We start from the raw sequence: 19,161 nt of genomic DNA on the forward strand, positions 1-19,161 counted from the left end.
AGAAAGGTTTTATTATCATGAGATAAATTGCAATAAAAAAGAGCAATAAACGCAGAAGTCTTTTGCTGATATGACAAAGATATAACTTAAATTAATTTAAATAAATTATTTACAGGAACTTCATTTAACAAGAGGCATAGTTAGTTTTTTGATATTTTTCTCAAGCTTAATTTAGCTCTATATATTGTTTTTTATATTCTTGCGCTTTTTGTCAGCAATCTGAGCCATTCCTCCATGCGCCTCTACTACGTGGCGCAATGCTATTAGAAACGTTTCCTGCCCGCCTTCTTCATCCATATCAACAAAAGCCTGATGCAGATAGTACTGCGCAAATTCAGGGTCTTCGCGGAGAAGCTGCGCCATCGCATCATCATGTAAACGTGCTTTGGTCATAATCACCTCTTTAAGTAATCTTTCAGGCATGCAATAGCCAGGTCTATATGAAGCTCCCAGACACCTTCTCTGCATGGTTTATGATCACCAAAATTTCCTGTGACCATCCGGTTAACCCGCGACGAAATTTTTGATTTCGCTATCGGGTCACGAATCTCTTTCAGGAACTCTATATGTAAATCCCGTTCATCGGAAATGGGGTAATGTTTAATCGTATTCATGTGGCATGTTGTAGCTTTAAAGCTACAATTTTGTCAATATAGCTTAGGCTTTATTATTCGTCTTTACCCGCATTTTTGAATACTATATCACCTATAAATGATATAGATGGAAGTCAAGTATTAATACATATTAACGATAAAACTGGATATAACATAGGTGTAAAAAGAGATGTTGGCATTGAAATTGAATAAATTTATAAAAAAAATATTTATTATATTTATTTGTTTGGGGGTGGTTTTAATTACCCCTGTTTTATTTGTAAATATTAATTTGTCATATACGAAAAATGACTTTATTAAATATAATATGTTCACTTTTGATGAAATTAAAGGAATGCCATTTATTTCAAGTGACTATATTATTTATTACGATTCACCTGATGGGACAAAACCAATGATTAACGAGGTTGTATTTTCAAATGTTAATCCGAATCGTAAAATAGAGTTAATAAACTATATTGAAAATATAGGATTTATGAAAAATGGCGGTGAGTATTGGAGTAAAGGTAATATTTTTATAAAGATAAAACAAGGTGATACAGATCGCACGGTTTTGTTCTCCGTTGAGAAAAATTAAAAGATATTAGATTGTTTTAACGATAGTTATAAGCATAGACATAAAGAAAGGGGGGCTGTTAGTTCGCTTCGCTCACCGCTTAACAAGGTTGCCCTTGAGCAGCCTTCTCCCCCCCTTTTTTTATCGCTAATCCGGTAAATAAGATCGATAGAAAAGGCGATTTATCCTACTTTTTTCAGGAAACAGGTTTTCAATACTAACCCTCTGATTTTATCTGCGTTACATTCGATTTCATCGTCACGATGAGTTAAACGGATATTTTTAATTAAAGTGCCGCGTTTTAGCGTTGCTGATGTGCCCTTTACTTTTAGATCCTTAATGATCTGTACAGAATCACCATCATTAAGCAGGGTGCCATTACTGTCTTTTACTTCGTTATCCATTTTATTATTTCCTCAAGTTATTTCTGAAAATAAGTGTGGATTATAGACAATTTGTGCTGATTTTTAAAGAATATGGCGAAATTTATCCGTATGGAGGGCATTTTATGATGTTTTGCTGTGTCGGAGTCTTGGGTAATGAAAGGTTAATGTAAACAGGTCCCCGTTGTTAACAGGGACCTGTAAGTCTCAGAGCTCTTAATATGACGGCTCTTTATATTTTATTGCTCAACGCTTGCTTCAATAAACCATAAGAATTTGTCGAGATCACGGGAGGCGGCGGTTAACATATCCGCGGTGTTTTCATCCTCAACTTCATCCATCGCTTTGCGGATATCATTAGCGACAACAGCATAACGGTCGGCTAATGCTTTTAGATGGTCTTGCACGTCATGGATATTTGTTGGGTAACTTTTCAGTATCGTGTGTCTACTAATTTCTTGTACGGTGCCAAGAGCTGTTCCACCTAGTTGTACGACTCTTTCTGCAAAAATATCCGTATGTTCAGTAATCGTGGCACGAAAGGTATCCAGCATTTCATGGATGGAAATGAAATTTCTGCCACGCATGTTCCAATGTGCTTGTTTGGTAAGCAGGGAAAGATCAATAAATTGGATAACCGTGTGGTTCAGAATTTCAATGGTTTCCTGTTTAATATCATCATCGATATCATTGCGAGTATAAAGTAGTGTGGATATCCCTGTTTTGATTAATCTTGCAGTATCCATAATAGTTTTCCCTTGGTATTAATAATGAGTTTTTTATTGACTGAGACGAATGTAACTCAATATTAGTCTTAAATCATATAGCTTGTTCCTATTAAATCAATAGTTAATTTTTATAGGAAAATATTTACCATGGAATTCTTATGATAATATTGAAAAATATAATAATTTATAAGATGAATTTGTGTGAATAATTTAATCATGAATGAGTTCATTTATAAAAAAACCGGAGAATAACGTTATGACTCCGGCTTCCATTTTATCTCGATTAAAGAAAATAATTAATCGACTTCGGTGATTTTAGGTTTTCCTTTTATTGTTGACGTAGAACCGATGGAGGCAAAAATAATACAGAATAGTGCCAGCCATTGCGTTATAGTCAAATGTTCGTTCAAAAATACAATACCAGATAGCGCACCCAGTGCGGGTTCAAGGCTCATCAGAGTACCAAATGTCTGTGCGGGTAAACGGGTCAGAGCGATCATTTCCAGTGTATATGGGAATGCAGTAGATAGAATCGCAATTGCCAGCGCCAGAGGGAGAATGGACACATCAAATAATAGTTCTGGCCCTGTTTGTATCAAACCGACAGGGAAAAATATCATAGCAGCGATAAATGAACCAACAGACACTGTTGCTGCTCCATGACCTGCACCGGCGCGTTGGCCGAAAATAATATATAGCGCCCAGCAAACACCTGCGCTGAGTGCATAAATGATCCCTATAGGATCTAAGTTATCAATATTATTATTGCCAATAGGGAGTAGGAAAGCTAAGCCGGTGATAACCAATGCCACCCAGAGAAAATCTATTGGTCGGCGTGATGAGAACATGGCTACAGCCAGCGGGCCGGTAAACTCAAGGGCCACGGCAATACCTAAAGGAATAGTTGTCAGCGCCATATAGAATGTATAATTCATCGCGCCAAGAGCAATACCATAGGTAAGCAGCGGCATGATGGATTTTCGGCTAAAACGCAGACGCCAGGGTTTAAAAATAATAAACAGAATGATAGTTCCAAGACCTAGGCGCAGTGCGGTAACACCCGGTGCGCCGATGACCGGAAACAGCGTTTTGGCAAGAGAAGCACCGCTCTGAATTGATGTCATGGCAAGCAGTAACAGTATTACAGGTATTAATGGAAAGGCACTCTTTTGGAGCTTGGAAGAAGACATCCGGGCAAAACCTCAATTAAAATCAAATGATCTGACCGATAATCTTCGCAGTGAAACGTAGATAACTCAATAGGTTTAGAGAATATAATTTTAACGAAATATTTTTCATTTATTAGACCATATTATATGGTTATAGTGAAATTAAATTTTATTATTGAAATATAATCCTGATATAAATCTATATTTTATTTTGATGTGTTGATAATTGAGGGATTACAAGTGATGAAGGTATTTATTACAATCTGATTGATGTTTGATTTCATATCATAATAATTAAGCATAAGTTATGATTAATGCTAATATATTGAATATGAAAAAGCCATTCTTATTTTGTTTTGCTTGATATCAGTTTTATAAGTGAGTTGTATGATTGTGATATTAACGTATAATCCTGATTTTCATGTGGAGATAAAGCAACAGGAGCTGAGATAATGAAAAGTATTGCTGTTTATTGTGGTTCAAGTCTGGGTGTATCTGAAATCTATAAAGAAAATGTCATTATCTTCGCAAAGGAATTGGTTAAACGTAATCTTACGCTTATTTATGGTGGCGCCAGTGTAGGTATTATGGGAACTGTTGCTAATACGGTTTTGGCAGAGGGCGGGAAAGTGATTGGTGTTATTCCAACATTATTGGAAGCACGGGAAATATCACATAAAAAGCTGACTGAATTATACGTTGTTGAAACTATGCATCAGCGTAAAAACAAAATGATTGAATTAGCTGATGGTTTTGTTGCTTTACCTGGTGGTTTTGGTACGTTGGAAGAGTTTAGCGAGGTATTTACCTGGAGTCAGATTGGGTTACATACAAAACCTTGCGGTATTCTTAATATTAATAACTTTTATGATCCGCTCATTGCCATGATTAATAAAATGGCGGATGAACAATTTTTGCATGAAAAATATCGTCATATGGCAATAATTGAACAAGATCCTGCCATCTTACTCGATCGTTTTGATACTTATCGGGCGCCATCGATAAAAACATATTAAAATCAATTTTATAATGAAAAAGTGATATCATTTTAATACTGTCAATAAGGAACCAGAAAATAAAACTTGAGCTGATAAGAGTATTAAATGTAGTGGCTAGAAATCACTATTTTAATCAGGTTGAGTTAATTGTATTATCCAAAATGGAGATACAGATATTGCTTCTCGAAATAAATAAACCATTCCTGTTGCATAAATATTTATTTAAATATTTTGCCACAGGAATGGTTGTTAATATTAATGGTTAAATATTAGCTTACAATCATATATTCTACTATTGGATTGTTACCGCCATCCGCTGTATAGGATAAGTGTAAATCATCACCTAAATAATCGGTTGAGATTGAGTAGCTGCTGCTGCCAATCAAAGGATTGCTCCATGTAATATAGATGCTATAGATTTCGCCTTTGCTATCTACAAATACATAGGTACAACGCCCTGCAACACCACCTAACAGGCTGTTTGAATCACTTCTCCAAATCGCTTTTCCAGGAGTATTGTCATTGCTTCTATTAATTACTTGAGGAGGAAGAGTGGTCCACTCACCTTGATCAAGACGGATAGAATCCTGAATAAGTTTAAGTTTATATGGTGATTTGTTAGTTACTTTCGCGATAACGCTGATTGGCGCTTTTAAGGAAATTGCTTCGATCTCTGACATAGTATTACCTCTTGCGATTGATTTTAAAAGTATAATTAATAAATTCCAAGATTTTAATTCAACCTGTTATGGTTATATAAAATAACTTGGGGTAGAACCTTCTTAGCTATATTTGATAGCTTATTTTTACTTCTTATTAGAATTCCATTTCTTTATATTTCCTGAATTTCAATCTTTTTATATTTTGGTGTTTTTATTTATCGTTACCACCATTTTATTATCGCTTTTAATAATTTTTATCCTTTTAAAATATTAAAATCAAAAAAACTATCTATTAAATGGTGTAGATAAAAGGCTTTATTTTGCCTCGATGTTTTTTAAGATACCTTTTCTCTCAGATAAAAGTCAATTTTTTTACTCTTTGTGTTTTATTATAAAATAACAACCGGTTAATTATATTTTTGTACCTAAAAACGTAGATGTAAATGATAAAATATGTCTATGTTTTTAATAGCTAATATATAAAACAACCATAATGGCAAATAAAAATAGGTCACTAGGTCTATGACCAGTTAATAATAATTTTATTATTTTTGAACATTAATTCGTCATTATATTGATGAGATGTTAATGTATTGTAATATTGAATGAGTATAACTTAGTGACAGATTGTGTTTATTCTGAGCAGCAATAAGTACACTCATTTTATAAGTCTTTCTTATTGCTAATAAGTTTTCTGATTTATTGATTAACAGAGATTTGGATAATGATCTAATATTATATTCACTACAGGGACTATTACATCCTGATAAAAATATCATAAAAAAATGAAATTATTATAAGTGTAATGTCATTGGTCATTAATATGTTTATTTGCAGTGTGGTATTATTGATTTTTATTGTTTTCTTCTTCGTGTTTGATTTGAGAGCACATTCTGCATCAAATTAAATCACATCACGATGTCATTGCGTCATTCAGAGCACCAATTGGAAGCTTCTTGCTATCTTATTAAAAGTAAAAAATCAAAACAGTCTATTTTTAATGATGGATTATTCTATTGATAAGTTGCCGGTGTAACATGCGCTTTAGAGTGACGCTATAAATCAGTAAGAAACGGGTAGCAAGTGGTGTTAGCAGAGAATTTCCTAATTTTTTTGCCCACTGAAAATTTTTGTTTTAAATTGTAGACGACTGGTCTAATTCGGTATAAGTTGTATCTATGCAAACGAATAGAAACCCCCAAGATATCCGTCAGCACATCCTAGACATTGCTCAACAAGTTATTGGATGTAAAGGCTTTTCAGCCGTCGGACTTAATGAAATTTTAAAGGCGGCAGAAGTGCCGAAAGGCTCGTTTTACCATTATTTCGCGTCGAAAGAGGTATTTGGCGCCGCTATGCTTGAAGATTACTTTACGTGCCATCTCGAAAGGATGGATAACATCATGGCGCGTAAGGAGTGGACAGCGAAAGAGAACTTAATGCAGTACTGGCAAGGTTGGTTGGAGCCGTTGGAAGACGGTACTGTTTGTGGGCAAAAGTGTTTGGCGGTTAAGCTCGGAGCTGAGGTGAGTGATCTATCTGTAGCGATGCGCTTGGTGTTGGAGAATGGGACAAAGAGTATTGTTATGCGCCTTGCCTCTGTCGTGGAAAGCATTGTCCATGAGGGTGGATTGGATTGTGCTGTTGAGGAAGCTTTTCCACTGGCTGAAGCGTTATATCAGACTTGGTTAGGGGCTAGCCTGATGGCGAAGATCACCCAGAGTAGCGCACCGTTACAAAGTGCTATGGCTACCACGAAGCGATTATTGAATGCATAGCGAATAAAAACACTGTTGGAAGTCACTATTCATCAGTGTTTTTTTATACTTAATGATTAGACGACTGGTCTACTTTTTGGGTATCTCAATGATACTGACTTTTAATGTTGAAGGAGAAGATGAATGTTTCAAACACAACAAATAAATCGCCGTATCGTCTTGGCTTCACGTCCGAATGGTTCCCCGACACTGACTGATTTTCGTCTGGAACAGCAACCTATTCCTGAGATAAAGGAGAAAGAAATACTGTTACGCAGCGTTTTTCTTTCGCTAGATCCTTATATGCGTGGGCGAATGAGCGATGAACCATCTTATGTGCCACCGGTGGAGCTTGATAGCGTTATGGTTGGTGCAACAGTGAGTCGGGTAGTGTCTTCAAATCATCGGAGATATCAGGTGGGTGATTGGGTACTGGCATATAGCGGTTGGCAGGATTATGCCGCTTCCGATGGTAGCGGCCTTCTCAACTTAGGCCAATCGCCTGTTCACCCATCCTACCAATTAGGAGTGTTTGGTATGCCAGGCTTGACTGCTTATACCGGGCTGTTGGATATCGGTCAACCCAAGGCTGGTGAAACATTGGTTGTTGCTGCGGCAACGGGTCCGGTTGGTGCAACGGTTGGTCAGATCGGTAAGCTTAAAGGCTGTTATGTCGTTGGCGTAGCGGGTGGTGCGGAAAAGTGTCGCCATGCTGTTGATATATTGGGATTTGATGTTTGCCTTGACCACCATGCTCCAGACTTTGAAGAACAGTTGTGCAAGGCTTGTTCGAAGGGAATTGATATTTATTTTGAAAATGTGGGCGGCAAGGTATTTGACGCTGTTTTGCCGTTACTGAATGACTTTGCTCGCGTTCCGGTTTGCGGAATGGTTTCTCGTTATAACTCCACTAACCTTCCAGAAGGGCCAGATCGCTTGTTTTTGTTGATGAATAAACTGTTGAGAAAGCGAATTCGGATGGAGGGATTCATTGTGACTGATAATTATACTCGGCGTTTTGATGAATTTTCACATGATATATCCGCATGGTTTGATGATGGTAGGATAAAATATCGTGAAGAGGTGGTGTCAGGTTTGGAAAATGCTCCACAGGCGTTTATTGGCTTGTTGCAAGGCCATAATTTCGGCAAGTTAGTCGTCCGTGTCGGTCCTGATAATTAAATGCTACTAGACATAATTCGACCTATACAGTGAGGTAGTTGTGCGAAATTTTAGGTATTACAACCCAACTAAAATCGTTTTTGGTAAAGAAACTATTAGCCGTCTTGATAGCTTGGTGCCACGGGATGCGCGGGTACTGATTCTCTACGGCGGCAACAGTGCTGAAAAAACTGGAACGTTGGATGAAGTCAGAAGTGCGTTGGTTAATAGAACTGTCCAGGAGTTTGGTGGTATTGAAGCTAATCCGACTTACGAAACGTTGATGAAAGCGGTTGAATTGATACGCAATAGTGAAGTGAATTTCTTGCTCGCTGTCGGTGGCGGCTCTGTGATTGATGGCACTAAATTTGTGGCGGCGGCTGTGAATTTTGCAGGAGAGCCTTGGCGTATTTTGGAAGAGGGGGGATCGCTTGTTCAAAGTGCTCTTCCGTTTGGCACCGTTTTGACGCTACCCGCGACGGGTTCAGAGATGAACAGTAGTTCGGTGATTACTAATAAAGCGAAACAAGTTAAGCTGGATTTTATGAGTTCGCTTGTTTTTCCTCAATTCTCCATTATGGACCCAACGAAGACTTATACTCTTCCATTACGTCAGGTAGCTAATGGGGTAGTTGATGCTTTCGCACACATTATGGAACAGTATTTGACTTATCCGGCCAACGGTATGGTGCAGGATCGGTTTGCTGAGGGGCTATTGCAGATATTGATTGAAATAGGTCCTCAGGCGATAAACGCCTCGGATAATTACGAGATCCGCTCCAATCTAATGTGGGTCGCGACTTTGGCTCTCAATGGTTTGATTGGTGCTGGTGTGCCGCAGGATTGGTCCACACATTACATCGGTCATGAATTAACTGCGCTTTACGGTATTGATCATGCTCGAACATTGGCGATTCTCCTGCCTGCTACTCTGAAAATCTGCCGGGAAAGCAAGCGTGTCAAATTGTTGCAGTACGGTGAGCGTGTTTGGGGTATTACCAGTGGAGATGAAGAACAACGAATTGATCAAGCTATTGCATATACTCGCGGTTTCTTCGAGGATTTAGGAATTCAGACCCATTTGTCAGATTACAACCTTGGTGTTGATGACATTGATCGGGTGGTGAAACGATTGGAAGCTCACGGTCTGACTCAATTGGGTGAAAACAGAGACATTACGTTAGATATTAGTCGCCAAATCTTGCAAGCAAGCCTTTAAGTTGGAGGAGCGCCCTGGGGAAAATTCCAGGGCTTCTCTCTGGAGTCTATTTTAGGGAACGAATTTGCAGTACGATGTAAGTTAAATAGGAAAAAAATGTTTGAGTCAAAAATGGATAATAAACATCAGCAATCGTCGCATATTCAGTTGGAAAATAATCTCTATCGAATTGTAGTGAGTAACAGCCATAATTTTAATGAATGGTTGTATTTGCGGAATAGATTATGGCCTACGGCATCAGAAGAAAGTCACCGTGAAGAAATGAACTCGATTTTGAATTCTGATAACCAGATTGCTTTTATGATCCAATCGGATTTAGGTGATTTTTGCGGTTTTGCAGAGGCTTCACTGAGATTTGAATATGTCAATGGATGCAATTCCTCTCCAGTAGCTTACCTTGAAGGGATCTATATTTCCCCGGAATTAAGAAGAAAGGGTTTAGCGACTCGTCTTATCACTCATATTAAAAATTGGGCTAAGGATCGTGGATGTACTGAAATGGCATCAGACGCTGAAATAAATAATGAAGAATCACTGGCTCTTCATTTGTCTCTTGGGTTTATAGAAACAGAACGGGTAGTTTTTTTCAGGAAGTTAATCAAATAGGGATCAATTGGATGGCGAAATGGGACTTGGATTATTTCTATCATCATTCATCTCTTATAACTGAATGCTGATGCGAATTACATTGTGCTACATATATTATGTCTCTCTGACATGATAACTTAACCTCATGTATGCATCTTTAATTAGCTCGAATAACGCACAAAACTTCCCGCGATCTCTTAACCTTGTTGTGGCATAATGCGCCGCTATTGATTTTTCCGATTTCCCTTTTGTTTCTAAATGTAAGAGCGAATGCAGTGTTAAGTACAAACAACATCACCATGCAATTTGGCAGTAAGCCCCTGTTTGAAAACATTTCTGTCAAGTTTGGCAACGGTAACCGTTATGGTCTGATTGGCGCGAATGGTTCCGGTAAATCCACTTTTATGAAAATCCTGGGTGGTGATCTGACACCCACTGCCGGTAATGTCAGCACCGATCCCAATGAACGTATTGGTAAACTGCGTCAGGATCAGTTTGCTTTTGAAGAGTACACGGTGTTGGATACCGTGATTATGGGGCACACGGAACTGTGGCAGGTAAAGCAGGAGCGTGACCGAATCTATGCGATGGCGGAAATGAGCGAAGAGGATGGCTATCGCGTTGCGGATCTGGAAGTCGCTTATGGCGAGATGGATGGTTATAGTGCCGAAGCGCGTGCCGGAGAGTTGTTGCTAGGTGTTGGTATTCCAGTAGAACAGCATTACGGTTTGATGAGCGAAGTGGCGCCAGGCTGGAAATTGCGTGTATTGCTGGCTCAGGCACTGTTTTCTAATCCTGATGTTCTGTTATTGGATGAACCAACGAACAACTTGGATATCGATACGATTCGTTGGTTAGAGCAAATACTGAATGAACGAAATAGCACCATGATCATTATTTCCCATGATCGTCATTTCCTGAATACAGTTTGTACTCATATGGCCGACCTTGATTACGGTGCATTACGTCTGTTCCCCGGTAATTATGATGAATATATGGTTGCCGCCACTCAAGCCCGTGAGCGTCTGCTAGCTGATAATGCGAAGAAGAAAGCGCAGATTGCGGAGTTACAGTCTTTTGTCAGCCGTTTTAGCGCTAATGCGTCTAAATCAAAACAGGCGACTTCCCGTGCTCGTCAGATTGATAAAATCCAGTTGGAAGAAGTTAAAGCATCCAGTCGTCAGAATCCCTATATTCGTTTTGAGCAGGATAAAAAGTTGTTCCGTAATGCTCTGGAATTGGAAGGTTTGACTAAAGGTTATGACAATGGTCCTCTGTTTAAAAATCTCAATCTTTTGCTGGAGGTTGGCGAGAAAATAGCTGTTATCGGTGCTAACGGTATCGGTAAAACGACCTTTCTGAAAACATTAGTTGGTGAGACAGAGCCAAATAGCGGCACAGTTAAATGGTCTGAAAATAGTAGCATTGGTTACTACGCTCAGGATCATGCCAGTGATTTTGACTGCGATCTGACGGTTTTTGACTGGATGAGCCAATGGAAGAGAGAAGGGGACGATGAACAAGCTGTTCGTAGCGTATTAGGACGTTTGTTGTTCAGCCAGGATGACATTAAGAAAAAAGTCAAAGTGTTATCGGGTGGTGAAAAAGGACGGATGCTATTTGGTAAATTGATGATGCAACAACCAAATATTCTGATAATGGATGAACCAACAAACCACTTGGATATGGAATCCATTGAATCCTTGAACCTTGCGCTTGAATTGTATAAAGGTACTTTGATATTTGTTTCTCATGATCGGGAATTTGTTAGCTCATTGGCAAGCCGAGTTATGGAAATTAAATCTGATAAGGTCATTGATTTCAAAGGTACTTATGATGAGTATCTGAGAAGTCAGGGAATTGTTGAGTAATCATCTTATGAGATAAATCGCCCTGGTTGAGATAACCGGGGCGTGTTATTTCTATTGTTTGTTATTTCTACTACTTGTTATTTCTATCGGTGGATAGATTAACTGTTGCACACTTCGCAATTGGGATCTTTGGATAATTTAATATCATGAAATTGCATCGTCATTGCATCAAACAATAAAACTTTTCCGCTACTGACTTTGCCGTATCCAGTAAGGAGTTTGATGGTTTCCATTGCTTGCAATGTACCGATGGTACCGACTAATGGCGCCATCACTCCCGTTTCTACACATGTTAAATTGTTTTCGCCAAACAGCCTGCTCAGGCAACGGTAGCAGGGAGCATCTGGCTGATAAGTAAATGTAGTTAGTTGTCCTTCCATGCGAATAGCGGCGCCGGAAACTAGCGGTGTTTTTTCTGCCAGACACAAGCGGTTCAGTTGTTCGCGGATTGCTACATTATCAGTACAATCCAAGACAACATCATTCTGGCTGATAAGTTCATCTAGCGCCTGATCTTCCAGTAATCCATTAACGGTTTTAATCGTGACATGTGGGTTTATTGCCCGGAGCGTTAATTGGGCTGAATGCACCTTAGCCATGCCGATACGTTCATCCCGATGCAGTATCTGCCGTTGCAGGTTCGAGAGAGAAACGGTATCAAAATCCAGTAATGTTATTGTTCCGACACCTGCTGCGGTCAAATATTGGGATGCCGCGCAACCTAAACCACCCGCACCGACTATCAGGATCGTCGAAGATTTCAATTTTTCCTGACCGTCAAAATCAAACCCACGTAGAACAATCTGACGGTTATAGCGTAGGATTTCTGTGTCTGTGAGTTCAATGGTCATTATTCATTTTTCAGTAAGTGATTGAACAATTCGATTTCAACATTTTCACCAACTTCTACCCGCCCACGCTCACGTTCCAGAACAATGAAGCAGTTCCCCTGATTGAATGAACTAAATATATGAGAGCCCTGATGCCCTGTCGTACGGACTTCTAGCTCACCTTGTTCATTCACCGAAGCAATACCCCGTTGAAAATCCATTCTTCCCGGTGTCTTTTTCAGTGGCGTGGTGACTTTGGCGCGCAGACGCATAGGGGGTTGCCATGCCGTAAAACCGGACAGACGCGCGATTAAAGGTTGAACTAATTGATAGAAAGTGAGAACGGCTGAAACTGGATTACCGGGCAGACCACAGAACCAAGTATTTTTTAGTTTGCCAAAAGCGAAAGGTTTACCCGGTTTAATTGCCAGTTTCCAGAAACTGATCTCGCCTAATTCATCCAATATCTGCTTGGTGTAGTCTGCTTCACCCACAGAAACGCCGCCGCTGCTGATGACTAAATCAGCTTTTTGATCTGCTTCCTCAAAAACATGCCGTAAAGCTTGGGGATTGTCTGCAATAACCCCGAAATCAATAATGTCGCAATCCAGCTTCTCCAGCATCAGGCGAATGGCAAAACGGTTGGTATCATAAATTTGCCCTTCTTTAAGCGGTTGACCGATAGCTTGTAGTTCATCACCCGTCGAGAAAATCGCGACTTTCAATTTGCGAACCACTTCAACGTCGGTGACGCCTAAAGATGCAATCAAGGGTAACTGAGCGGTGGATAATTTGTTGCCTGCGGGTAGTACCACTGCACCTTTAGTTATATCTTCGCCGGCCAGACGGATATTTTGACCTTGTTTAGCTGGCTGAGTGAAAACGATGCCATCGTCAGTAATTTCTGTGTGTTCCTGCATAATAACCGTATCAGCGCCAGTGGGGATCGGTGCGCCAGTCATAATGCGGATACAAGTTGCAACCGGCCATTCTCCTTGAAAGGGGGAGCCTGCCAGCGCTTTTCCTGCCAGAGGCAGTGGTTTGGCGCCATTTAAATCCGCATGGCGTACGGCATAACCATCCATTGCTGAGTTAGCAAAAGGGGGCACATTGATAGGAGAAATAATATTTGTTGCAGTGATGCGTCCTGATGTTTGCGGGAGGCTGACGGTTTCTGTGTCAGTCAGTGGTGTAACTTGCGTCAGAAGTTTTTCCAACGCCTGCTGCAAAGAGATCAATCCAGAGGTATGACAGTGATCCATAAGTGATGCTCCCAGATAACGTTTTTTATTAACGGCATTATGGCAGAGATCATCATAGGTGTGAGTGATATTTGATTTTGATCGTATGTTCCATAAACGCGGCGATATTGGTGTCGGTTATCCAAAATGCCGCGACATGTGATAAGTACGTAGAACATGACGATTAACCTGGCGTCAGGGGATATGCTGTTGTCATAGCCAGGTTAGAAAGCGGGCAAGAGATTATAAGGTTTGACCACTGTCAACTGTTATGATTTGTCCTGTCATCGATTCTGCTTTTAACAACATTAAGGTTATTTCTGCAACATCTTCTGGCGTTGAAATTCTTTCTAAGGGCAAATAAGTGCAAAGCGTATGCATTTTCTCTTCTCTCCCTTTCCACCATCTTGTTTCAACGGCGCCTGGCGCTACGCAGTTAACCCTGACCGATGGAGCCAGTGCCCGAGCTAAGGATTTTGTCAGTCCGTGAACCGCTGATTTGGAAGCGGCATAGGGGATACAAGAACCTAAGCCCGTTTCGCCGGCGATACTACCGACATTCACGATAGCACTCCCCGTTCTTGCTTTAAGATAAGGTGCCGCATACCGGCAACAATAAAATGTGCCTTTCACATTAACATCAATAATGGTATCCCAAATATCGCTAGATATGGCATCGAGATCTTCAAATTGAAGTTGTCTGGTTGTCGCCGCGTTATTCACCAGATAGTCGATCCCGCTAAATTTTTCCACGACGGTGTTTATCATTGCCTGCACAGCCGATTCGTCGGCAACATCCGCTTTTATCGCGATAGCTTGCCCCCCATCCTTGATAATGGTTTCTGTTGTTTCCTGCGCTTCAAGTTCACTTTGTGAATAGATCACTGCGACAGCAGCGCCTTGTTTTGCCAGCATAATACTGATAGCCCGTCCTATACCGGTTCCACCACCGGTTACAATGGCTGTCTTACCTTGAAATGCTTTATACATAAAAATGCTCCTTAATTAATATTTGTACATAACATGATAAATCATATCTCTTATAGACAGGTTTGTTAGTACCATTTTGGCATTATTGTGTGGACAATATTGTGTGGAAGCCTGACTAATTCAGCTAATGTTGTGTTGTAAGACTCGATTTAATTTTAATAGAGGTAACTTACTAGAGGTAAAGTAAATAAGTGGAGCCGAGTACGAAAATTTATATACGCTGACGTTCCAGATACTGTAATTAATTGCTTACTGATTTTTTATTTATGGGCAGAAATAATTTACGTTTTTCTGGGAACTTTGTTAATTAAAAATGTATGTTGTATTTGATTTCTGTTACGGCTTATGAAAAATGAATTAAAAAAATAATATTTTATGGCTATGAACAATTCAATTTCTCCTCAACAAAGTCACTGCTACCTCGCTTTTCATATCGCAATGAGTGGATTTTTGGCGCTGGTCGTCGCTATGGGAATTGGGCGTACGGCCTTCACTCCTCAAGTGCCTTTAATGATCGCAGAATGCCAGTTTAGTTTGACTGGGGCTGGTATCGTTGCGGCTTTTAACTATCTGGGATATCTGGCCGGCTCCTATGATGCAATGCGGGCGCGCCGTTTGATTGAATATCGGCTTTGGACCGGATTATGGGGGGCGGTGATTATTACGTTGCTCTCTGCGCTACTGTATGGGGCGATATTGCACAGTATCGCCCGTTTTTTTATTGGTTGGGCGAGCGGCTGGACATTGGTGTTGGTGACATCATGGGCCAATGAACAGTTGACTAAATTGAATCGTCCTGCGTTGAGTGCTGCCATATTTGCGGGACCGGGAGTCGGGATATTCGTTACTGGTATCCTTGCTATCGGTATTCAAGCATGGCAAATGAGCGCTTCCGAAGCGTGGTTGTTATATGGCATTTTGGCGCTGATTTGTAGTATCTATATTAGTCGGCATTTGCCCCGTCGTGGCGAGCTACACCGTTCACAAGTCGAAGTGAATAAACTAATTTTGACCCCGGCAATTAAGCGGTTGGTATGGAGTTACAGCCTGGCGGGGTTTGGTTATATTTTACCTGCGACTTTTCTTTCGCAAATGGCAAGTGATCGTTTCCCCGGCAGCTTGTTTGCACAGTTTGTCTGGCCAATATTTGGTGGCGCCGCAGTCATCGGCATCGGTTTTGCTATTCTGACCCGTCATATGTTGACAACGCAAATTCGGCTTGCGATCACTTTATGGATTCAAGCTGTGGGCATTCTCATCGCTGAGAGCATTCCGGGAATAGGTGGTCTGGCATTAAGCTCTTTGTTGGTTGGTGGTGGTTTTATGTGTGTGGTGCAAATGGCGTTTCAGTATGGGCGTGAATTAGCACCAGAACATAGCCGTTATATGGCCGGGTTATTAACCACCGGATATGCGGTCGGGCAGCTTATTGGGCCGATGCTGTCAGCGGTTTCTACCGCGATAACCGGGAGATTGGAGCCTGCGTTATATGTCGCATTGATTACTTTGGTCATTGCTGGGTTATTGGTTTGTAATAAAAATAAACCGACCAGTGAAGGGCGTGTGTAAAAAATTCATATAATTATGAAAAGCAATCACTGGATAATCACCACGTGCTCATTTACAGTGTGTGCAATAGTTACCTGTTAGTAGTGAATTGTTTCAGTTATGGTCTTCATGACTCGAACATCCATTTTACTACCCGCCAGATGATGCAAAGTAATGTCTTTGGAGAAAATAATGTCATCCTTAAGTAAAGAAGCTGAACTGGTGCATTCGGCGCTGGAAGCTCGTGGTCTTGAAACGCCTTTGCGTGGTCAGGCATTGGTACCGGAAGTGCGTAAAGCGCGTATTGAGGAGCATATGACGGAAATTATGAAACTGTTGAATCTCGATTTGCGTGATGACAGTTTGGCAGAAACCCCCGGTCGTATTGCGAAAATGTACGTCGATGAGATTTTTTCCGGGTTGGACTACAGTAATTTCCCGAAAATCACATTGATAGAAAATAAGATGAAAGTGGATGAAATGGTGACAGTGCGTGATATCACGCTAACCAGCACCTGTGAACACCATTTTGTAACCATTGATGGCAAGGCGACGGTTGCTTATATCCCAAAAGATAAAGTCATTGGGTTGTCTAAGATTAACCGTATTGTGCAATTTTTTTCGCAACGTCCACAGGTACAGGAACGTCTGACCCAACAGATCCTGATTGCATTACAGACACTGCTTGGCACCAATAATGTTGCTGTATCGATTGATGCGGTCCATTACTGCGTGAAAGCGCGGGGTATCCGAGATGCAACCAGTACCACGACAACAACTTCCCTGGGTGGATTGTTTAAATCTAGTCAAAATACCCGTCAAGAGTTTTTACGCACGACTCGCCATGTGTAATTTTTACATCGGGATATAAGAATGGCCTGCCAGAGAATTGACTCGCTGGATAGTATTCGTGGTCTGGCAATACTGGGGATATTGCTACTCAATATCTCCGGTTTTGCTTTGCCATCCGCCGCTTATTTGAATCCGGCATATAATGGTTCAGCTTCTTTAACTGACTTGATTGTCTGGTCTGTACTTAACGTTTTTGTTCAGGGAAAGTTCCTGTGTATTTTGGCCTTTTTATTTGGTGCAACCTTGGAGCTACTATTACCAAGGGGCACAATCTGGAATTATCCACGGTTAACCATACTGGCTCTAATTGGACTGGGACATGGCATTCTATTTTGGGATGGCGATATTTTGCTCTCTTATAGTTTGGCCGGTTTTTTCAGCTTTCAATTGATTAGCCAAAATAGCGCCAGCAGCAGGTTATTTATGAAAGGCGCTATTTTTTATCTGATCGGATTAGCGCTATTGTTTATTCTTGGCTTTCTTTCCCGTGGCGAATCTAATGATATTTCTTGGCAGCAGACGGAATTCCATATGTTATACGAAACATATTGGAAAACGTCTGGTGGATGGCTGGCAGTAAAAGAGCGTTTCAATCAGGTCATGTTGATGATGGTTATGCTGTTTGTTCAGTATGGCTGGCAGCTTATCGGCATGATGTTATGTGGTGCGGGATTAGTGCGTAATGGTTGGTTAAAAGGTGAATTTTCAGTAAGCCATTATCGAAATGTGGCGCTATTGCTGATACCACTCAGTGTTGCTGTTCAGATATTCTCTGTCGTGTTCCAATATATCCATAATTGGGATTACTTTTGGTCAGGTATTGTCGGTTATATCCTTGCTGAGTTGGTAACGCCATTTCAGGCACTGGGTTATATGGCTTTGATATATGGTTTCTGGCCGGTTATTTCATGCTGGCGAATTAATTACTGGCTCAGTCAGGTTGGACGAATGGCGATGAGTAATTACTTGCTACAAACCTTAATTTGCACTCTGTTGTTTTATAATCTTGGGTTTTTTGGTCAATTTAGCCGTTTGGAATTACTTGCATTTATTCTTCCTATTTGGGCGGTGAATATTCTGTTTTCATGCTGGTGGTTACGCCGTTACCCGCAAGGGCCGGTAGAACGGCGGTGGCGTAAGATGACGGCGGTGTTGGCCCGGTCTGCTTAAGTTGGGTTTTGTCCGTTGCCCGTAATTCTTCCGGGGTTACGGCGGGGTAATCAGTCATGCCTTTTGGTACCTTATGCGGAGCTGGAATGGGGATCAGAGGGCCGAGGAAACGAGGTTCACGTTTCAGAATATAAAGATCAGTCAGGGCGCCAAGGCGAGCAATGATTTCACGTAATCGAACAGTAACCATATTTTTAGGTGTAGAAACTGCATAACATTGGGCGGTAATTCCCATATGCATAGCGATAAACAGTGCTCGTTCGCAATGAAATCGTTGAGTGATAATCGTAAAATCATTAGTATTAAAAACCTTTCGGGTTCTGACTATCGAATCAAGGGTTCTGAAACCCGCAAAATCCAAGACGATATTTGCAGCAGGAATGCCCGCTTTTACCAAATCTCTGCGCATGGTGACTGGTTCGTTGTAGCTCTGTTGAGCGTTATCGCCACTAAGTAATAAATATTTAATTTTGTCGCTGTTATAAGCGTTAACGGCTCCTTGGATGCGGTACATATAGTACTGATTTGGGGCGCCGGAAAGGTAATATTTAGATGTACCAAGCACTATACCTACTTCGCGTTCAGGAAGTCGTTTAAGATCATCAAAGATATAGGGGGCTGTTTTCCAGCTAATCCAGCGGTCAAGTGCAATAGCTGTCAGTATCAGCATCCCTGTGATGAATAACAGACCAGTTATCAGGCGCTTCCACATGCTTTTGCCTTTTTATACACATTAATGACTGAATTTGTTAAAGGCTACTTTACCTGAAATTTCTAAGCAAGTTTTCTCTTTAGGAAAAAAGCCTGTTAATTTACTTTTACTA

Annotated in this window: 19 protein-coding genes and 1 pseudogene; 10 read left to right on the forward strand and 10 right to left on the reverse strand. The window is 40.6% G+C overall.

Annotated features, from left to right (window positions below; all coding sequences use genetic code 11):
- Nucleotides 1-207 precede the first annotated feature (207 nt).
- A pseudogene (locus tag B0X70_RS07865) lies at nt 208-393 on the reverse strand (helix-turn-helix domain-containing transcriptional regulator); the annotation flags it as partial.
- 2 nt (nt 394-395) lie between these two features.
- Nucleotides 396-614 carry a type II toxin-antitoxin system RelE/ParE family toxin gene (locus B0X70_RS25930; protein ID WP_072165121.1) on the reverse strand — a complete coding sequence of 73 codons (219 nt, stop codon included), beginning with the start codon at nt 612-614 and terminating at the stop codon, nt 396-398.
- 169 nt (nt 615-783) lie between these two features.
- Here B0X70_RS25930 and B0X70_RS07870 point away from each other — a divergent pair, with 169 nt between their 5' ends.
- Nucleotides 784-1,191 (forward strand): hypothetical protein, encoded by a 408-nt coding sequence (locus B0X70_RS07870; protein WP_217471241.1) that lies wholly within the window; start codon nt 784-786, stop codon nt 1,189-1,191.
- A 161-nt stretch (nt 1,192-1,352) separates the two neighbouring features.
- Here B0X70_RS07870 and B0X70_RS07875 read toward each other — a convergent pair whose 3' ends face one another.
- The 3 genes from B0X70_RS07875 to rhtA all read right to left on the reverse strand — a co-directional run bounded on the left by B0X70_RS07875 (nt 1,353) and on the right by rhtA (nt 3,471).
- Nucleotides 1,353-1,574, reverse strand: a complete 222-nt coding sequence (locus B0X70_RS07875) for an alkylphosphonate utilization protein (protein WP_036777898.1) — start codon at nt 1,572-1,574, stop codon at nt 1,353-1,355.
- A 218-nt stretch (nt 1,575-1,792) separates the two neighbouring features.
- Nucleotides 1,793-2,299 (reverse strand): DNA starvation/stationary phase protection protein Dps, encoded by a 507-nt coding sequence (dps, locus tag B0X70_RS07880; RefSeq protein WP_105396643.1) that lies wholly within the window; start codon nt 2,297-2,299, stop codon nt 1,793-1,795.
- Between the two features lie 278 nt (nt 2,300-2,577).
- A complete protein-coding gene (gene rhtA, locus B0X70_RS07885) occupies nt 2,578-3,471 on the reverse strand; it encodes a threonine/homoserine exporter RhtA (RefSeq protein WP_046394739.1) in 894 nt (297 codons plus the stop codon).
- 431 nt (nt 3,472-3,902) lie between these two features.
- On the opposite strand from rhtA, the gene B0X70_RS07890 reads away from it, so the two are divergent.
- Nucleotides 3,903-4,466, forward strand: a complete 564-nt coding sequence (locus tag B0X70_RS07890) for an LOG family protein (RefSeq protein ID WP_046394738.1) — start codon at nt 3,903-3,905, stop codon at nt 4,464-4,466.
- Between the two features lie 251 nt (nt 4,467-4,717).
- Here B0X70_RS07890 and B0X70_RS07895 read toward each other — a convergent pair whose 3' ends face one another.
- Nucleotides 4,718-5,128, reverse strand: coding sequence for a hypothetical protein (locus B0X70_RS07895; protein WP_036777902.1), 411 nt, complete (start codon nt 5,126-5,128; stop codon nt 4,718-4,720).
- A gap of 1,160 nt (nt 5,129-6,288) precedes the next feature.
- On the opposite strand from B0X70_RS07895, the gene B0X70_RS07900 reads away from it, so the two are divergent.
- The 5 genes from B0X70_RS07900 to B0X70_RS07920 all read left to right on the forward strand — a co-directional run bounded on the left by B0X70_RS07900 (nt 6,289) and on the right by B0X70_RS07920 (nt 11,706).
- Nucleotides 6,289-6,888 carry a TetR/AcrR family transcriptional regulator gene (locus B0X70_RS07900; RefSeq protein WP_046394737.1) on the forward strand — a complete coding sequence of 200 codons (600 nt, stop codon included), beginning with the start codon at nt 6,289-6,291 and terminating at the stop codon, nt 6,886-6,888.
- A gap of 123 nt (nt 6,889-7,011) precedes the next feature.
- Entirely contained in the window at nt 7,012-8,049 is a 1,038-nt protein-coding gene (locus B0X70_RS07905) for an NADPH-dependent curcumin/dihydrocurcumin reductase (protein ID WP_046394736.1), read from the forward strand.
- A gap of 40 nt (nt 8,050-8,089) precedes the next feature.
- On the forward strand, nt 8,090-9,247 hold the full coding sequence (locus B0X70_RS07910; RefSeq protein ID WP_046394735.1) for an iron-containing alcohol dehydrogenase: 1,158 nt from the start codon (nt 8,090-8,092) through the stop codon (nt 9,245-9,247).
- A 111-nt stretch (nt 9,248-9,358) separates the two neighbouring features.
- Nucleotides 9,359-9,853 (forward strand): aminoglycoside 6'-N-acetyltransferase, encoded by a 495-nt coding sequence (gene aac(6'), locus B0X70_RS07915; protein WP_082300795.1) that lies wholly within the window; start codon nt 9,359-9,361, stop codon nt 9,851-9,853.
- Nucleotides 9,854-10,110: 257 nt separating this feature from the next.
- Nucleotides 10,111-11,706 (forward strand): ABC-F family ATPase, encoded by a 1,596-nt coding sequence (locus B0X70_RS07920; protein ID WP_046394734.1) that lies wholly within the window; start codon nt 10,111-10,113, stop codon nt 11,704-11,706.
- 98 nt (nt 11,707-11,804) lie between these two features.
- Here B0X70_RS07920 and moeB read toward each other — a convergent pair whose 3' ends face one another.
- The 3 genes from moeB to B0X70_RS07935 all read right to left on the reverse strand — a co-directional run bounded on the left by moeB (nt 11,805) and on the right by B0X70_RS07935 (nt 14,767).
- A complete protein-coding gene (moeB, locus tag B0X70_RS07925) occupies nt 11,805-12,557 on the reverse strand; it encodes a molybdopterin-synthase adenylyltransferase MoeB (protein WP_046394733.1) in 753 nt (250 codons plus the stop codon).
- Nucleotides 12,557-13,798: a molybdopterin molybdotransferase MoeA gene (moeA, locus tag B0X70_RS07930; protein ID WP_046394732.1), complete on the reverse strand. Its 1,242-nt coding sequence runs from the start codon at nt 13,796-13,798 to the stop codon at nt 12,557-12,559. Before moeA ends, moeB begins: the two co-directional genes overlap by 1 nt.
- A 222-nt stretch (nt 13,799-14,020) precedes the next feature.
- Nucleotides 14,021-14,767, reverse strand: a complete 747-nt coding sequence (locus B0X70_RS07935) for an SDR family NAD(P)-dependent oxidoreductase (RefSeq protein WP_036777910.1) — start codon at nt 14,765-14,767, stop codon at nt 14,021-14,023.
- Between the two features lie 381 nt (nt 14,768-15,148).
- On the opposite strand from B0X70_RS07935, the gene B0X70_RS07940 reads away from it, so the two are divergent.
- The 3 genes from B0X70_RS07940 to yeiB all read left to right on the forward strand — a co-directional run bounded on the left by B0X70_RS07940 (nt 15,149) and on the right by yeiB (nt 18,337).
- Entirely contained in the window at nt 15,149-16,336 is a 1,188-nt protein-coding gene (locus B0X70_RS07940; protein ID WP_418889066.1) for a YbfB/YjiJ family MFS transporter, read from the forward strand.
- Nucleotides 16,337-16,507: 171 nt separating this feature from the next.
- On the forward strand, nt 16,508-17,167 hold the full coding sequence (folE, locus tag B0X70_RS07945) for a GTP cyclohydrolase I FolE (RefSeq protein ID WP_036777911.1): 660 nt from the start codon (nt 16,508-16,510) through the stop codon (nt 17,165-17,167).
- A gap of 21 nt (nt 17,168-17,188) precedes the next feature.
- Nucleotides 17,189-18,337 (forward strand): DUF418 domain-containing protein YeiB, encoded by a 1,149-nt coding sequence (yeiB, locus tag B0X70_RS07950; protein WP_217471243.1) that lies wholly within the window; start codon nt 17,189-17,191, stop codon nt 18,335-18,337.
- Here the strand turns inward: yeiB and sanA are convergent.
- On the reverse strand, nt 18,225-19,049 hold the full coding sequence (gene sanA, locus B0X70_RS07955; RefSeq protein WP_246593472.1) for an outer membrane permeability protein SanA: 825 nt from the start codon (nt 19,047-19,049) through the stop codon (nt 18,225-18,227). The two genes, yeiB and sanA, sit on opposite strands and share 113 nt — an antisense overlap.
- Nucleotides 19,050-19,161: the final 112 nt, after the last annotated feature.

Source organism: Photorhabdus akhurstii, assembly GCF_019090985.1.
Taxonomy (GTDB): domain Bacteria; phylum Pseudomonadota; class Gammaproteobacteria; order Enterobacterales; family Enterobacteriaceae; genus Photorhabdus; species Photorhabdus akhurstii.

Bases quoted from the DNA above. Each gene is read 5' to 3' on its own strand.
- B0X70_RS07905 (WP_046394736.1), top strand. From the start codon at position 7,012: ATGTTTCAAACACAACAAATAAATCGCCGTATCGTCTTGGCTTCACGT.
- dps (WP_105396643.1), bottom strand. From the start codon at position 2,299: ATGGATACTGCAAGATTAATCAAAACAGGGATATCCACACTACTTTAT.
- B0X70_RS07875 (WP_036777898.1), bottom strand. From the start codon at position 1,574: ATGGATAACGAAGTAAAAGACAGTAATGGCACCCTGCTTAATGATGGT.
- B0X70_RS07940 (WP_418889066.1), top strand. From the start codon at position 15,149: ATGAACAATTCAATTTCTCCTCAACAAAGTCACTGCTACCTCGCTTTT.
- B0X70_RS07890 (WP_046394738.1), top strand. From the start codon at position 3,903: ATGAAAAGTATTGCTGTTTATTGTGGTTCAAGTCTGGGTGTATCTGAA.
- folE (WP_036777911.1), top strand. From the start codon at position 16,508: ATGTCATCCTTAAGTAAAGAAGCTGAACTGGTGCATTCGGCGCTGGAA.
- B0X70_RS07935 (WP_036777910.1), bottom strand. From the start codon at position 14,767: ATGTATAAAGCATTTCAAGGTAAGACAGCCATTGTAACCGGTGGTGGA.
- B0X70_RS25930 (WP_072165121.1), bottom strand. From the start codon at position 614: ATGAATACGATTAAACATTACCCCATTTCCGATGAACGGGATTTACAT.
- rhtA (WP_046394739.1), bottom strand. From the start codon at position 3,471: ATGTCTTCTTCCAAGCTCCAAAAGAGTGCCTTTCCATTAATACCTGTA.
- yeiB (WP_217471243.1), top strand. From the start codon at position 17,189: ATGGCCTGCCAGAGAATTGACTCGCTGGATAGTATTCGTGGTCTGGCA.
- moeA (WP_046394732.1), bottom strand. From the start codon at position 13,798: ATGGATCACTGTCATACCTCTGGATTGATCTCTTTGCAGCAGGCGTTG.
- B0X70_RS07900 (WP_046394737.1), top strand. From the start codon at position 6,289: ATGCAAACGAATAGAAACCCCCAAGATATCCGTCAGCACATCCTAGAC.
- moeB (WP_046394733.1), bottom strand. From the start codon at position 12,557: ATGACCATTGAACTCACAGACACAGAAATCCTACGCTATAACCGTCAG.
- sanA (WP_246593472.1), bottom strand. From the start codon at position 19,049: ATGTGGAAGCGCCTGATAACTGGTCTGTTATTCATCACAGGGATGCTG.
- B0X70_RS07870 (WP_217471241.1), top strand. From the start codon at position 784: ATGTTGGCATTGAAATTGAATAAATTTATAAAAAAAATATTTATTATA.
- B0X70_RS07895 (WP_036777902.1), bottom strand. From the start codon at position 5,128: ATGTCAGAGATCGAAGCAATTTCCTTAAAAGCGCCAATCAGCGTTATC.